Consider the following 13,874-nt stretch of genomic DNA (forward strand, 5'->3'; position numbering starts at 1 on the left):
CAGAGGATTCCGGCTTTCTTATTTTTTACAGGATTTCTTAGCCATGTTTCTTCTGAATACATCTGCTGTAATTTCCATTGAGAAATCAAGGAAAAGGGAAATAAAAATTACTTGAATGGGAAATTTCTTTTATGGTTTTCTTTTTTTATAGGCAAAAGGAAGGCGGCAATGGTGGACAGAATGGCAAAAGAATGGTACCATAAAGGAGTTGTTTGACAAAGAAAAAAGAAGGAGGCACAAACAATGAGCGTTTTAGATGCTTTGGGAACAGACAAAGTATTTTATTATTTTGAGGAAATCACAAAAATCCCTCACGGCAGCGGCAACGAAGCTGCACTGGCGCAGTATATCGTAGACTTTGCCAAAGAAAGGGGACTGGAATGCCGCAGAGATGCAGCGGATAACGTAGTAGTGAAAAAAGCTGCAACACCTGGCTATGAACAGGCTCCCGGCGTGATTTTCCAGGGACATATCGATATGGTATGTGAAAAACTGGGCAGTGTGGAACATGATTTCACAAAAGACCCTTTGCAGCTGGAAATTGATGGTGATATGATTCGCGCAAAAGGCACAACTCTGGGTGCTGATAACGGTATTGCTGTTGCATTCATGCTGGCAGTGCTGGACAGCACAACACTGGAACATCCCTTTGTGGAAGCTGTGTTCACCACAAACGAAGAAACGGGTATGGACGGCGCAAAAGCACTGGATGTTTCTGACCTGAAGGGTACTTATTTCATCAATATGGACTCTGAAGAAGAAGGCGAATTCCTGGTAAGCTGCTGCGGCGGCAGAAGAGTACAGGTAACACTGCCTGTGGAAAAAGAAGCTGTAAAAGCTGGTGAAGAAGCTTATGTGCTGCGAATCAGAGGTCTGAAAGGCGGTCATTCCGGCAGCGACATCAATCTGCAGCGTGCAAGCGCAAACAAGCTCATGGGCAGACTGCTGGATGAACTGCAGAGCAAAGTGGCATACGCTCTGGTGCGCGTAGAAGGCGGCAAAATGGACAATGCCATCTGCAGAGAAGCAGACGCTGTTCTGACCATGACAGCAGACGCCGCAAAAGAAGCAGAAAAAATCGTTGCGGAAATGGAAAAAGTACTGAAACAGGAATATCACCGCACCGAAACGGATATGATGATCACATGGGAAAAAGCAAATGAAGCAGTGACAGAAGTGATGACAGAAGCAACAAAGAGCCATGTTATCTCCATCCTGCTGCTGATTCCTTATGGTGTAGAAACCATGAGCATGGACATCGAAGGTCTGGTAGAAAGCTCCAGCAACATCGGCGTTGTATGCACAGATGAAAAAGGCGTTCACTTCGACAGTGCTGTCCGCAGTGCCGTTGCATCCAGAAAAGAAGTGATCTGCAGAAAGATTGAAGCCATTGCACAGCTGTGCGGCGCTTCCGTAGAAAGCAGCAACGACTATCCCGGTTGGGTATACAGCGATGATTCCAAACTGCTGGTACTGCTGCAGGATGCTTATCGCAAAGCAACAGGCAGAGAACCTAAACTGACAGCTATCCACGCTGGTGTAGAATGCGGTCTGTTTGCAGAAAAAATGCCTTGGCTGGATATGGTATCTTTGGGACCTAACATGTTTGACGTACACACACCGGAAGAACGTCTTTCCATTTCTTCCACTGTACGTACATGGGATTTCCTGAAAGAAGCACTGAAACAGATGAAATAAAAAAATAAAGGTTGAAAGGGAGAATGACAATTGCGGCTGCCATGGAACAGAAAATATCTGGAAATCGGATTTCACGTGATTCTGACAGCAGGTGTTCTGGTACTGCTGGGAGCGGTTGTCTTTCATCTTTCCGCTGCGAAAAATGTCATATTAGAAACGGCGAGGCATGTCCTCGCCGTTTTTGCGCCTTTTTTCTGGTCTGTAGGCATTGCGGTGGTGTTGGAACCATTGGTAGCATTCTGGCAAAGATTTTATGAAAAACGTCTGACAGCAAAACAAAAGGCCCGCGTGAAAAATCGGCGTGTGGGGACGGGTATCACTTATTTGCTTGTCTTTGGTGTGATTGCTTTGTTGATTTGCGGTGTTGTGCGGGGTCTGGGTACGGCAGATTTGGAAAGTCTGGCACAGCAGGCAGGGGATTTTACCCGGCAAGCAGGGGATTGGTTGGTACTGCTCCAACTGAAGCTGGCAGAATATGGTTTGCTGCAAAACGCCGAGGGCATTTTGACAACGGCAGTTACGGAAGTCAGCACAGCCATCGAGAATGGTGTCTTGCGAGCAGCAGGTGCTTTGCCGGAAGCAGGTGGGCAGATTCTCAACGCAGCCATTGGTTTTGCGGCAGCTTTTTATTTTCTGGCGGAAAAAGAAAATGTCCAGTTTTTTCTGGGACAGGTAGGCAATGTGTTTTTGGGACAGGGCAGAACAAGAAAAATTTCTGGATTTTTTACAGAAGTCTATGAAGTAGTCATGGGGTATTTGTGTGGACAATTGGTGGATGCGGCTATTATGGGAGCCCTTTTTGCCGGAACTTTCTGGATCATCGGGATTCCTTATGGTGTGGTCATTGGCATATTTTCTGGTTTTTCCAACCTCATTCCTTATTTCGGCGCGGCGGTGGCGTTTTTGCTTGCTGTATTGTCGGGATTATTCAGCTTGGAACCCATGCGGGCAGTCTATGCAGCCATTGCCATTTTGCTTTTGCAGCAGCTGGACAGCGCAGTCATTGTGCCCCGAGTGGTGGGAAGCCGTGTGGAACTGCATCCTGTTCTAGTGCTGTTGTCCTTGGCTGTCTTTGGCGGATTTTTCGGATTTTGGGGGCTTTTATTCGCGGTGCCCCTTGGCGCGCTGCTGAAAAATTTCTTTTTCCGATTGTACGAACAAAAAGCCATAAAACAAAGGGAAAATTAATTTTTCTGTGCAAAAATCACTTTTCTTTATGATGTGCCTATGGTACAATATCTTGAGTCACAAAACAAAATAACCTGTAGATACGGGTTTGGATACAGAAAGGTGGAATAGATATGAAAGGTTTGGTTACAGAAACCAAAGGCAGATTTGTAACAGTTCATATCGTGCGTAAAGAAGCATGCGGCGAATGTCGTGCATGCCTGAGCGGTATGATGGAAAATGATATGGATATTGAAGCCCAGAACCTGTGTGAAGCTGAAGTGGGCGACTGGGTAGAACTGGAACTGCAGGACAATGCTTTCATGCACGCCATTTTGATTATGTATGGCATTCCTCTTGTGGGTCTGGTGCTGGGTCTGGTACTTGGCTACTTTGTGGTAGCGCCGCTTGTGCCCATCATCAATGAAGGTTTGACATCCTTTATTGTAGGTGCTATCTTCACAGCGGTATGCTATCTGTGGATTCATAGCCAGAACCATCGTTGGGAAAGCGGCAAATATCGTCCTCTGGCTACAAAACTGGTGGCAGAAGACGAAGTGGAAGGCGCTTGCGGTGCCTGAGACAAATATTTTATAAGAACATAAAAAAGAAGGTATGAAAAGCAACTTCCTCTTAAGGAAAATTGCGACGGTTGCCTTCAGAAGAAAACATAACCAATATAATCTCAGTAAAAAAAGCTGGAATCCTTTGTATGATAAGGATTTCAGCTTTTTTGTTTTCTTATGAAGATGCCTCTAAAGCATACTTTTTTAATTTATGCGGCTGTTGGGATACGTTGTAAAATGTGCAGATGTTTCTGGATAATGTTTACGATTCTGCCCACCAAAAGTGCAGAAATGATGGTACCGATGCCCAAGCCGTTCAAATGGTGGAAAAACAGCAGGGAAAGACAGGCAGCGGTTAAAATTAATGTGACATCAAAAATGACTTTGACACTGCCGAATTTTTTGCGGCTGACCTGAGAAATGGCTTTGACAATACCCTCGCCGGGAACCACCAGCACGTTAGGGGCAACTTCGATGTAGATACCCAATGCCAGTATGGTACATCCTACCAACAGGGAAAGAATCTGGCTTGCAAAATGGGTGGGAGTGAAGCTTTCCAGCAATGTCATGCTGATGTCGATGAAGCTGCTGAAAATCATATTTACCACGATTTGCAGATATTGATAGGGACGGAATTGTCTGCGAAGCAGAATTACTTCGCCCAGAATGAAAAGCATATTCAGCAGGAAGGTGAATGCACCAAAGGAAAGGGGAAAACGAAAACTTAAAACATAAGGCACACTGGAAATGGGGGAAGTTCCCAGACTGGCTTTGGTGATGAAAACGATACCGAAGGAGTTGATGAGAATGCCCAATATAAACCAGATGTAGCGGAAAATGAGTTTTTTCATATTGTCGCCTCCAAAGTTTCTAAATTCAGCAGGATTTTCTGGAATGTTTTCAGAAATTGTTTCTGTTCCTCCGGCGGAATGTCCTGCCATGCAATTTTATCAACATAAGCACAGATTTTTCGCACTTCCAGAGCTTTTTCTTCCCCTTTTTCTGTCAGAGAAATGCGGTAATTGCGCCGGTCCGATGGGTCGGGTACTTTGGTAAGATAGTTCTGTTGCTCCATACGGGTGACCAGACTGGTAACGGTGGACTTATCCAGAACGCATCCCAGTGAAATTTCTTTCTGGGTGCAGTCGGGATGTTCCCAGAGAAATTCCAGTATTTTTGGCTGACCGGGCAGCAGGTCCCCTTTGGCTGTCTGGCGCACAATGGCTTTGTTAGAACGGTTGAATGCCAGAAGCAATAAATAATGTAAATCTCCGTAATTCATGGAAACACTTCCTTTTTAATTAGTTGGAAATCAAACTAAATGAAGTATAGAACTTCCGTGAAATTTTGTCAAGAGGGGGACAAAACCTGATTTTCTTCATATCATAGGACAGGAGGAAAAATGAGGTGAATCATTCATGAAAGAGAAAACAATGGCTTATTGCAGAGCAGGTGAAAACTGCTCTTTGGCGTTATTGCGGGCAGCATCAGATCAATATGGCTTTCCTTTGTCAAAAGAATTGATAGACAGCTGTGGGGCTGTTTGCAGCGGTTTTGGAATTGGCGGTATTTGTAGTGCTCTGGTGGCTGCTATCATGATACTGGGGATTCTCTTTGAGCCGGAAGAAGCGAAAAAACAGCGGCTGTTTTTCCTGCTGGCATTTCGGGAAAAGTTTGGGGCTATGGATTGTCCGACCCTTTCGGCAGGAAAACTGGACTGCATAGATTTGATGGGAGATATTGGGGCATTGCTGGAAGAAACCATTGAAAAAACGGATTTTATGGAAAAAAATGTATAAAGGAGCATGTTTTTTGGAAAAACCCTTGCACTTAGGCGCTGGCTGTGGTATTCTTCTGCGTGATTACTTGTCTTATAAGGAAGAAAGAGGTTGGGAGAATTACTATGAAAGCAAGAAAAATCTATTGGGCACTTCTGCTGGTGTTTTTGATCGCTGCCATTTGGCTGCAGACCACAGGCGCTTTGGGTGAAGCATTCTGGGGTCTTTATGGTATCATCATTGCTGGCTTTTTTGTAGGCGGCGTATTTGTGAATAAACAGTATTTGCAGGATCTGGAAAAAGAAGTAAAAGCCATGAATCCTCTGCTGCAGCAGGAACCCGATAAATATATCGAATCCATGGAAAAAGCATTGCAGGGACAGAGAAGCCGTGCCATGCAGGCAATGCTGCTGACACAGATCGGCAAAGGCTATATGGCAAAAGGTGATTACGAAACAGCGAAAAACCGCCTTCTGACAGTACCTCCAAAGGGATTGAACACCGTTATGGCGCAGGAATACTATATCATGCTGGCTTTGACACTGTTCCATTTGGATAAGGATGAAGCGGCAAGAAAGCTGCTGGTTCTGAAAGCAACAGACTTTGAAAGAGCAAGACAGAATCCAGAATTCGCACATTATTACCACATTTTGCAGGTTCTGGCTATGGTTTCTGAAGCCAACCGCACAGGTGCAAGAAAGTATCTGGCAGAGCATCCAGAACTGGAAGAACGGGAAGACTGCAAGAAAGAAATGAAATTTATCCATCAGAAATTGTAATGCTATCAAATAGAAAGCCTCGTAGACAAAATGGTCTGCGGGGCTTTTTTGATAGAAAATATGGAAAGAAGTATCTTTTTTGGCATGTCCGAAAATTTCGCCGCATAAGCATGTAAAGAAAAGGAAAAGCCGGGGCGCATTTGTATCAATGTTGCAACATAAGGGATAGGAACTCATGGAGATTGCACAAAGACATTTCCTATAAAGTATGGTATAATGTCTCCGAGTGACAGAAAAAATGATTTGCACCGTGAAATAGCGGACTGCAAAAATCAGATATACATGAGGTGTAGAAATGGATTATGTTTTTGGCATTGATGTAGGCGGTACCACTGTGAAAATCGGTCTGTTTACAACGGAAGGCACACTGGTGGAAAAATGGGAAATCCCGACCAATACATCAAACGGCGGCAAGGCCATCCTGCCGGATGTTGCTGCAAGTCTGGAAGAAAAATTGAAAAAACGTGGCATTGACAAAACATCTGTCAAAGGGGCAGGCATTGGTGTTCCTGGACCTGTCACAGATGATGGTGTGGTAAACCATTGTGTGAATCTGGGCTGGGGTGTCATGCATGTGACAGAAGAATTGAAAGCCCTGACAGGATTTGAAGTAAAAGCTGGGAATGATGCCAATGTGGCAGCCCTGGGGGAAGTTTGGAAAGGCGGCGGCAGAGGCTTTGATGATGTGCTGATGATTACCATTGGTACTGGTATCGGCGGCGGTCTGATTCTCAATGGCAAGATTCATGGCGGTGTTACCGGCAGTGCGGCAGAAGTGGGGCATATCTGCGTGAATCCCTTAGAAACAGAGCACTGCAACTGCGGAAACTGTGGCTGTCTGGAACAGTATACTTCCGCAACAGGCATCCTGCGTCTGGCAAAGAAAAAATTGGCAGAAACCGATGCACCTTCCATTCTGCGTGACAAAGCCGACCTGACCACAAAAGATGTCATTGATGCGGCAAAAGAAGGGGACGCGCTGGCAATGGAAGTGTTTGACTTTATGGCAAAGACCATGGGTATGGCACTGGCTGGATGCTGTGCGCTGGCAGATATGGAATTGATTCTCATTGGCGGCGGTGTGTCAAAAGCGGGGAGATTTTTGACAGACCCCATCGAGAAATATTTCCGTACGTTTGCTTTCCACACCCAGAAAGATACAAAATTCAAACTGGCTGAATTGGGAAATGATGCCGGCATTTATGGTGCGGCAAGAATGATGATACATGACTGATATTTTTTAAGGAGAGAAGGATATGGAAATCAAAAAACGTCTTTTCGGACAGACAAAGACAGGGGAAGCGGTTTTCGCCTTTACCCTGAAAAACAGTGTGGGGACAGAAGTTACCATCCTCACATATGGCGCGGCAGTACAGTCCCTGAAATTTGCAGGAACTGATGTGGTGCTGGGCTATGACACCATGCCGGATTATGAAGCACAGGACAAATTCATGGGCGCAGTGGCAGGCAGATTCGCCAACCGTATTGGCAAAGGTCGTTTTGTCCTCAATGGTGTGGAATACGAATTGTACTGCAATGACGGCGCAAACCATCTTCATGGCGGCAAAGAAGGCTTTGACAAAAAGGTTTGGACAGCAGATGTGGAGGACGATGCTCTTTGCATGCGTTACACCAGCCCCAACGGGGAAGAAGGCTATCCCGGTACCCTTTGCACAGAAGTGCGGTATCGTCTGGATGATGAAAACCGTTTCTGTGTGGAATATCAGGCAGTCTGTGATACAGATACGGTGCTGAATCTGACTAACCACAGCTATTTTAATCTGAACGGTCATGATGCAGGCACACTGGAACAGCATAAAGTACAGATTCTCGCAGATTTTTATACAGAAAATAACAACGAATGCCTGCCTACAGGTGTGATTGCTACAGTAGAAGGCACACCCATGGATTTCAGAGAACCCCATGAAATCATGGAACGCATTGATGCGGACTTTGTACAGCTGAAAAACGGCAGTGGCTATGACCATAACTGGATTCCCAATGGCTACCAGAAAGATATGGTTCGCAAATGCGCCGAAGCAGTTGGGGAAGAAACAGGCATCCGTATGGCAGTATATTCTGACCAGCCTGGTGTGCAGTTCTATTCCGGCAACTTCTTAGATGGCGTTGTGAAAGGGAAAAATGGCACCGTTTATGGTCGCCGCAGTGGATTCTGTTTTGAAACACAGGGCTTCCCTAACGCAACAGCTTATGGACATTTCCCTTCTGCAGTACTGCGTCAGGGGGAATGGTTCCGCAGTCAGACCATTTTCGCTTTTTCCAAAGATTGATCTGAAAGGCATTACATATACCGTATGATGGGAAATCAAGAAAAGGCTTTGCATTTCCAGTGAGATGCAGAGCCTTTTTTATGATGAGAGAAAAAAGGAGGATTGCCATGAAACGCTGGCAATTGAAACGTACAAAAGTAGATATTGGTGCCATGGCAGCAGATATGGGCATCCAGCAGGCAACGGCGGCAGTTCTTGCCAATCGGAAACTGCTTTCCAGAAAACAGACCCATGATTTCCTGTATCCCGATATTTCTAGTTTGCACAATGGGCTGGAAATGCAGGATATGGAAAAAGGGTTGGATTTGATCACCATGGCTATCAAAAAAGGAAAGAAGATTGCCGTTTACGGGGATTATGACGTGGATGGCGTCATGAGTACCACCATATTGAGCCGTACCATTGAAAAATGCGGCGGTGAGGTCACTTATTATGTGCCCCATCGCCAGCAGGAAGGATATGGACTGAATAATAAAGCCGTGGAACAGCTTGCAAACGAAGGTGTTGGGGTGCTTTTTACCTGCGATAACGGCATTGCGGCTATGGGGGAAGTGGCACTGGCAAAGGAACTTGGCATGGAAGTGGTCATACTGGATCACCATGAACCAGCTTTCACAGAAGGCAAGGAAGGCGCATGGCGGGATATTCTGCCCAGTGGAGATGCGGTTATCGACCCCAAACGGCGGGATTGTGAATATCCTTTTCCTTTCTTGTGTGCTGCAGGAATTTCTTATAAATTTGCCCTGCTGTTATTGGGACGATTTGGCTACAGTGGCGACCCTTTGGAAAGAGAATTGCTTTGTTTTGCGGCAGTGGCAACCGTTTGCGATATCGTGGATTTGCTTGATGAAAACCGCACTATTGTAAAACTGGGATTGCAGGAAATACAGCATACCACCAATGTGGGGTTGCGTGTTTTATTGGAAGAAACAGGTTTGGCGGATAAACAGGTTACAGAATACCATCTGGGATTTGTGGTAGGGCCATGCATCAATGCCACAGGTCGTCTGGAAAGCGGCAGAATCGCTGTGGAACTGTTTCGGGAAACAGATGTGGATAAAGCTCGTGCCATTGCCCGTCATTTGATGCAGCTGAACGAGGAACGAAAAGAGATGACCACACAGGCGGTGGAACGGCTGACGGAACAGCTGGACCAGCAGGAAACGCCTCTGGAAAAAGTGCTGGTACTTTATGACGGAGAAATCCATGAAAGTATTGCCGGCATTGTGGCTGGACGCATCAAGGATAAGTATTATCACCCCACCATCCTCATTACAAAAGCGGAAGAAGGCGCAAAAGGTTCTGCTCGCAGTATTGAAGGTTATCATATTTTCGAAGCCCTTTATAACTGCCGGGAATTGTTCACACGCTTTGGCGGACATGCCATGGCAGCTGGGCTTTCGCTGCCTCACGAAAATATTCCCATTTTGCGGCAGCGGCTCAATGAGGAATGCAAACTGACAGAACAGGATATGACACCGGTATTGCGCATTGAGAAAATACTGGACTTTTCCCAGATTCATATGAAATTGGCGGAGGAATTGAAGGGACTGGCGCCCTTTGGAAAGGAAAATCCATCGCCCCTTTTTGCCACACAGCATGTATGGGTGGAACGGATTCGTCTGGTTGGGAAGAATAAGGATATGATGCAGCTGACTCTGCGGGAGGATGCTTCTCGTATGGTTCTGTCTGCGGTGGACTTTAACGGACTGGAAAATTTGCGGGGAATTCTAAAAGAATTGTATCCGGCAGAGGATTGTGATAAAATAATACAGTATGGGAAACTTCCCATGGCATTAGACTTTGTATACAGCATTGACATCAATTCCTATAATGGCAGGCAGTCCGTACAGCTTGTGATTCGGGATTTCCGGGTGTCGAAATAGGAGGACGAAAACCATGGATTTGAAAGAAAAGATCAGATCAATTGAAAATTTCCCCGAAGAAGGTGTCATTTTTCGGGACATTACAACACTGTTGAAAGAAGGGGACGCCCTGCGGGAAGCCATTGACCAGATTCAGGCAAATCTGGACGGCGTGGATTTTGACCTGATTTTGGGTCCCGAATCCCGTGGTTTTATTTTTGGGATGCCTTTGGCTTACAACCTGAAAAAAGGCTTTGTTCCCGTGCGCAAAAAAGGCAAACTGCCTGCGGAAGTTATCAGCAAGGAGTATGCGCTGGAATATGGCACAGCTGTCATTGAGGTGCATAAAGACGCCATCCAGCCCGGACAGAAAGTTGTCATCGTGGATGACCTGCTGGCTACAGGCGGCACTGCAAAAGCCATCATTGAAATGGTAGAAAGCGTTGGTGCGGAAGTGGTTGGTTTGGCATTTCTGATTGAACTGGATTTCCTTCATGGCAGAGATGTTCTGGAAGGATATAACATCAGTTCCGTACTGCATTATTGATTACAGAAGATAAAGACGATACCTTTGTTGTTTTCACAGCGAAGGTATCTTTTCCTTTGAAAGGAGAGAGAATATGTACGGTCAGTTTTTTATACTCTTTGCCATGATAGTGGTGGGGTATTATGGATACCGAAAAGGATGGCTTACACGAGAAGTCAATAAAGGGCTGGGCGGTCTGGTTATGCAGGCAACAATTCCGGCTATGCTGGTGACTACCATTGCCAATATTGAAATCACCAATGATATTCTGGTTGGCTTTTTCCTGATGATGGCAGCTCAGGCGGCAGCCATGATGATATTCGGTTTCCTGATGCGTCTTTACGGAAAAGCAAGAAAGCTGGATGGACGTCTGCTGGATATGCTGGACATCACCACTGGTTCCCTGAATAATGGATTTATCGGTCTGCCTGTTGCGGCAATCTTTTTTGGAGATGTGGGCGTTATGTATATGTCTGCCGGCGTTTTGGGGCTGAATCTGTATCTGTGGAGTTATGGTGTTTATGTCCTTGGCGGCAAACAGGGCGGCAGCGGCGGACAGATGGGCAAAACATTCCTCAAAGGTGCTGTGAACCCCAACTGTATTGCCATTTTCCTTGGTCTGGCGCTGACATTGAGCCATACGGTGCAGTTTGTGCCACAGGCGCTTCTGGATTTCCTGACACGGTTAGGGGACCTTTCTACACCACTTTCTCTCATTTACATAGGTGCACTGGCTGGCAGCAGCGGCATCAAGCAGCTGTTCCATGAAAAGGATGCGCTGGAATTGAGTATTGTAAAAATGCTGGCGATGCCGTTTTTGGCGTGGGCAGTCATGCTGATTGTTCCGGCAGGAGATATGGCAAAATCCATTTTTCTGGTAACGGCGGCATTGCCTGCGGCAGTTGTTGTGCCTATGATGGTGGAAAAGTATGGATATGGTGAAAAAATGTCCTCGGATATTGTACTTTTGACCACTTTGATTTCCGTTGTGGAACTGCCTGCCTGCGTATGGCTGACGCACTTTCTGTACTAAGAAAAAAGCAGTAAAAAGTATAAAAAAGTGCTTGCAAAACGCCCGGAGGCGTGGTATAATCTTTCATGTTGATTACGGACGGTCCAATGGCGCGTCAAGAGGATGGCGGTAAGAACGTCTTTGGGGAAAGGAGGAAACAAAATGGATATCATCAGAGAACTGGAACAGGAACAGCTGAAAAGCGAAGTAACTCCTTTTAACGTAGGTGATACAATTCGTGTATATGCGAAAGTAGTCGAAGGCTCTAGAGAAAGACTGCAGATGTTCGAAGGCGTTGTTATCAAAAGACAGGGCGGCGGCATCAGAGAAACTTTCACAGTAAGACGTATTGCATCCGGCGTTGGCGTGGAAAGAACATGGCCTTTGCATTCTCCTAGAATCGATCGTATCGAAGTAGTAAGACGCGGTATCGTAAGACGTGCGAAACTCTTCTACCTGAGAGATAAGGTTGGTAAAGCAGCAAAGGTAAAAGAAGTATTGAGATAAGAAAAACAGGCCTTGGTGAGTTTCTCATCAAGGCTTTTTTCGTGAAAGGCAAATGTGATTTTGCATTTGACGAAAAAAGGGGTAAGATGGTATATTGGTAAAGATAGGGAAGTGGAAAGGAGGCGCAGGGGCAATGTCCAGGAAAAAAACAGAGAAGGACAAGAAAGTATGGATTTCAACTTTGATACAGATGGTGGCAATTGTTGTCATTGTCTTGCTTTTGCGCACCTTTGTCATCGGTACCATCTATGTGAAAGGCTCATCTATGGAGCCTAACTTCCACCATGGGGATTTTCTGGTGATCAATAAACTGGAAACAAGAGTGGCTTCACCCCAGGTAGATGATATTGTTATCTGCAAGCTGGATAATGTGGAATATCAGGAAAATATCATCAAACGCGTCATTGGTTTGCCCGGAGATGAAATTGATCTGCGGAACAATGGCAGCGGCATTTATCATTTATACATAAATGGGACGCTGGTGGAGGAACCTTATATTGCAGAACCTATGCAGGATAAAGGGGACATCACCTATCCATTTGTTGTGCCTGAGGACTGTTATTTTGTTATGGGGGATAATCGAAATGCCAGCACAGACAGCCGCAGACAGTCCATTGGCGCCATAGAAAAAGAGGATATCATGGGCAGGGTGGTACTGCGTCTGTATCCTTTCAGTGATATTGGCATGGTGAAATAAGGAGGAATTTTATGCATATACAGTGGTATCCGGGGCATATGACAAAAACCCGCCGTATGATGGAGGAGACCATTTCTCTGGTGGATATTGTCATTGAACTGGTAGACGCCAGAATTCCATATAGCAGCAAAAACCCTGATCTGGATGAACTGGCGAAAAACAAACACCGCATTCTGCTTATGAACAAGAGTGACCTGGCAGACCCGGCGGCAACGGAAATCTGGACAAAATATTTTGAAGAAAAAGGCTTTCATGTCATTGAAATGAATGCCATCAAAGGTACAGGCATGGCAGATGTGACAAACGCAGCTCGTGCATTAATGAAAGATAAAATCGAGAAACTTCGCGCCAGAGGCAGAATTAATGTGCCTATCCGCGCCATGATTGCCGGTATTCCAAATGTAGGAAAATCCACTTTCATCAATAAATATGTGGGGAAAACCACAGCAAAAACAGGGGATAAACCCGGTGTGACCCGCGGCAAACAGTGGATAAAACTGAAAAAAGACTTTGAACTTCTGGATACTCCCGGGATTTTGTGGCCCAAATTTGAAGATCAGCAGGTAGGTCTGAAACTGGCATTTACTGGTGCCATCAACGATGATATTCTGGATGCCCAGACATTGGCAACGGCTTTCATCAATCATATGATGGTGGTCAATCCTGATTGTATCCGCAAACGGTATAATATCGAATTTGATACCATTGCGGAGCCCCATGATGTACTGCGTCAGATTGCGGAAGCCAGAGGCTTTAAACTCAAAGGGGATGAACCTGACTTGGAACGCGCTTCCAAAATCCTCATGGATGAATACCGCGGTGGCAAGTTAGGTCGCCTGACACTGGAACTGCCGGAAGACATCAATGATATGTTGGCAGAAAAAGAAGCCAGAGAAAAAGAAAAAGCCCAGACGGATAAAGCCAGAAAGGCAGAATACAAAAAAAGAAAGAAATAAATAAAGCGATTAATAAAAAGGGTTTGCTGTTT

At 45.6% G+C, this 13,874-nt stretch carries 15 protein-coding genes; 13 read left to right on the forward strand and 2 right to left on the reverse strand.

Annotated elements, in window-relative coordinates:
• Positions 1 to 243 precede the first annotated feature (243 nt).
• The 3 genes from INF29_RS06155 (at position 244) to INF29_RS06165 (ending at position 3,446) form a co-directional block, all read left to right on the forward strand.
• Positions 244 to 1,698, forward strand: coding sequence for an aminoacyl-histidine dipeptidase (locus INF29_RS06155; RefSeq protein WP_193485303.1), 1,455 nt, complete (start codon positions 244 to 246; stop codon positions 1,696 to 1,698).
• Between the two features lie 30 nt (positions 1,699 to 1,728).
• Positions 1,729 to 2,886, forward strand: a complete 1,158-nt coding sequence (locus INF29_RS06160) for an AI-2E family transporter (RefSeq protein WP_193485305.1) — start codon at positions 1,729 to 1,731, stop codon at positions 2,884 to 2,886.
• Between the two features lie 113 nt (positions 2,887 to 2,999).
• The gene (locus INF29_RS06165; RefSeq protein ID WP_072850809.1) at positions 3,000 to 3,446 is read left to right on the forward strand and encodes a SoxR reducing system RseC family protein; all 447 of its coding nucleotides are present in this window, start codon (positions 3,000 to 3,002) and stop codon (positions 3,444 to 3,446) included.
• Positions 3,447 to 3,640: 194 nt separating this feature from the next.
• Here the strand turns inward: INF29_RS06165 and INF29_RS06170 are convergent, their stop codons facing one another.
• Positions 3,641 to 4,282, reverse strand: a complete 642-nt coding sequence (locus INF29_RS06170; RefSeq protein WP_193485307.1) for a YczE/YyaS/YitT family protein — start codon at positions 4,280 to 4,282, stop codon at positions 3,641 to 3,643.
• Entirely contained in the window at positions 4,279 to 4,713 is a 435-nt protein-coding gene (locus INF29_RS06175) for a MarR family winged helix-turn-helix transcriptional regulator (protein WP_193485309.1), read from the reverse strand. The genes INF29_RS06170 and INF29_RS06175 overlap by 4 nt, the downstream gene beginning before the upstream one ends.
• A gap of 136 nt (positions 4,714 to 4,849) precedes the next feature.
• Here INF29_RS06175 and INF29_RS06180 point away from each other — a divergent pair, with 136 nt between their 5' ends.
• The 10 genes from INF29_RS06180 to ylqF all read left to right on the forward strand — a co-directional run bounded on the left by INF29_RS06180 (position 4,850) and on the right by ylqF (position 13,842).
• On the forward strand, positions 4,850 to 5,230 hold the full coding sequence (locus INF29_RS06180; protein ID WP_193485311.1) for a C-GCAxxG-C-C family protein: 381 nt from the start codon (positions 4,850 to 4,852) through the stop codon (positions 5,228 to 5,230).
• 104 nt (positions 5,231 to 5,334) lie between these two features.
• Positions 5,335 to 5,988: a hypothetical protein gene (locus INF29_RS06185; protein ID WP_087988731.1), complete on the forward strand. Its 654-nt coding sequence runs from the start codon at positions 5,335 to 5,337 to the stop codon at positions 5,986 to 5,988.
• Between the two features lie 295 nt (positions 5,989 to 6,283).
• Positions 6,284 to 7,222 (forward strand): ROK family glucokinase, encoded by a 939-nt coding sequence (locus INF29_RS06190; protein ID WP_193485313.1) that lies wholly within the window; start codon positions 6,284 to 6,286, stop codon positions 7,220 to 7,222.
• Between the two features lie 22 nt (positions 7,223 to 7,244).
• On the forward strand, positions 7,245 to 8,279 hold the full coding sequence (locus INF29_RS06195; protein WP_072850798.1) for an aldose epimerase family protein: 1,035 nt from the start codon (positions 7,245 to 7,247) through the stop codon (positions 8,277 to 8,279).
• Positions 8,280 to 8,386: 107 nt separating this feature from the next.
• Complete coding sequence (recJ, locus tag INF29_RS06200; protein WP_193485315.1) at positions 8,387 to 10,165, forward strand: single-stranded-DNA-specific exonuclease RecJ; 1,779 nt, start codon at positions 8,387 to 8,389, stop codon at positions 10,163 to 10,165.
• Positions 10,166 to 10,178: 13 nt separating this feature from the next.
• On the forward strand, positions 10,179 to 10,691 hold the full coding sequence (locus INF29_RS06205) for an adenine phosphoribosyltransferase (RefSeq protein ID WP_087988727.1): 513 nt from the start codon (positions 10,179 to 10,181) through the stop codon (positions 10,689 to 10,691).
• Between the two features lie 73 nt (positions 10,692 to 10,764).
• A complete protein-coding gene (locus INF29_RS06210; protein WP_191343660.1) occupies positions 10,765 to 11,703 on the forward strand; it encodes an AEC family transporter in 939 nt (312 codons plus the stop codon).
• A 141-nt stretch (positions 11,704 to 11,844) separates the two neighbouring features.
• Complete coding sequence (gene rplS, locus INF29_RS06215) at positions 11,845 to 12,189, forward strand: 50S ribosomal protein L19 (RefSeq protein ID WP_022254826.1); 345 nt, start codon at positions 11,845 to 11,847, stop codon at positions 12,187 to 12,189.
• A gap of 133 nt (positions 12,190 to 12,322) precedes the next feature.
• Positions 12,323 to 12,886, forward strand: a complete 564-nt coding sequence (gene lepB / locus INF29_RS06220) for a signal peptidase I (protein WP_072850791.1) — start codon at positions 12,323 to 12,325, stop codon at positions 12,884 to 12,886.
• A gap of 11 nt (positions 12,887 to 12,897) precedes the next feature.
• Positions 12,898 to 13,842: a ribosome biogenesis GTPase YlqF gene (ylqF, locus tag INF29_RS06225; protein WP_087988724.1), complete on the forward strand. Its 945-nt coding sequence runs from the start codon at positions 12,898 to 12,900 to the stop codon at positions 13,840 to 13,842.
• Positions 13,843 to 13,874 lie beyond the last annotated feature (32 nt).

The organism is Anaerotignum lactatifermentans (genome assembly GCF_014982935.1).
GTDB lineage: Bacteria > Bacillota > Clostridia > Lachnospirales > Anaerotignaceae > Anaerotignum > Anaerotignum lactatifermentans.

Bases quoted from the DNA above. Each gene is read 5' to 3' on its own strand.
- INF29_RS06190 (WP_193485313.1), top strand. From the start codon at position 6,284: ATGGATTATGTTTTTGGCATTGATGTAGGCGGTACCACTGTGAAAATC.
- INF29_RS06195 (WP_072850798.1), top strand. From the start codon at position 7,245: ATGGAAATCAAAAAACGTCTTTTCGGACAGACAAAGACAGGGGAAGCG.
- INF29_RS06185 (WP_087988731.1), top strand. From the start codon at position 5,335: ATGAAAGCAAGAAAAATCTATTGGGCACTTCTGCTGGTGTTTTTGATC.
- INF29_RS06170 (WP_193485307.1), bottom strand. From the start codon at position 4,282: ATGAAAAAACTCATTTTCCGCTACATCTGGTTTATATTGGGCATTCTC.
- recJ (WP_193485315.1), top strand. From the start codon at position 8,387: ATGAAACGCTGGCAATTGAAACGTACAAAAGTAGATATTGGTGCCATG.
- INF29_RS06205 (WP_087988727.1), top strand. From the start codon at position 10,179: ATGGATTTGAAAGAAAAGATCAGATCAATTGAAAATTTCCCCGAAGAA.
- INF29_RS06210 (WP_191343660.1), top strand. From the start codon at position 10,765: ATGTACGGTCAGTTTTTTATACTCTTTGCCATGATAGTGGTGGGGTAT.
- INF29_RS06175 (WP_193485309.1), bottom strand. From the start codon at position 4,713: ATGAATTACGGAGATTTACATTATTTATTGCTTCTGGCATTCAACCGT.
- lepB (WP_072850791.1), top strand. From the start codon at position 12,323: ATGTCCAGGAAAAAAACAGAGAAGGACAAGAAAGTATGGATTTCAACT.
- INF29_RS06165 (WP_072850809.1), top strand. From the start codon at position 3,000: ATGAAAGGTTTGGTTACAGAAACCAAAGGCAGATTTGTAACAGTTCAT.
- rplS (WP_022254826.1), top strand. From the start codon at position 11,845: ATGGATATCATCAGAGAACTGGAACAGGAACAGCTGAAAAGCGAAGTA.
- ylqF (WP_087988724.1), top strand. From the start codon at position 12,898: ATGCATATACAGTGGTATCCGGGGCATATGACAAAAACCCGCCGTATG.
- INF29_RS06180 (WP_193485311.1), top strand. From the start codon at position 4,850: ATGAAAGAGAAAACAATGGCTTATTGCAGAGCAGGTGAAAACTGCTCT.
- INF29_RS06155 (WP_193485303.1), top strand. From the start codon at position 244: ATGAGCGTTTTAGATGCTTTGGGAACAGACAAAGTATTTTATTATTTT.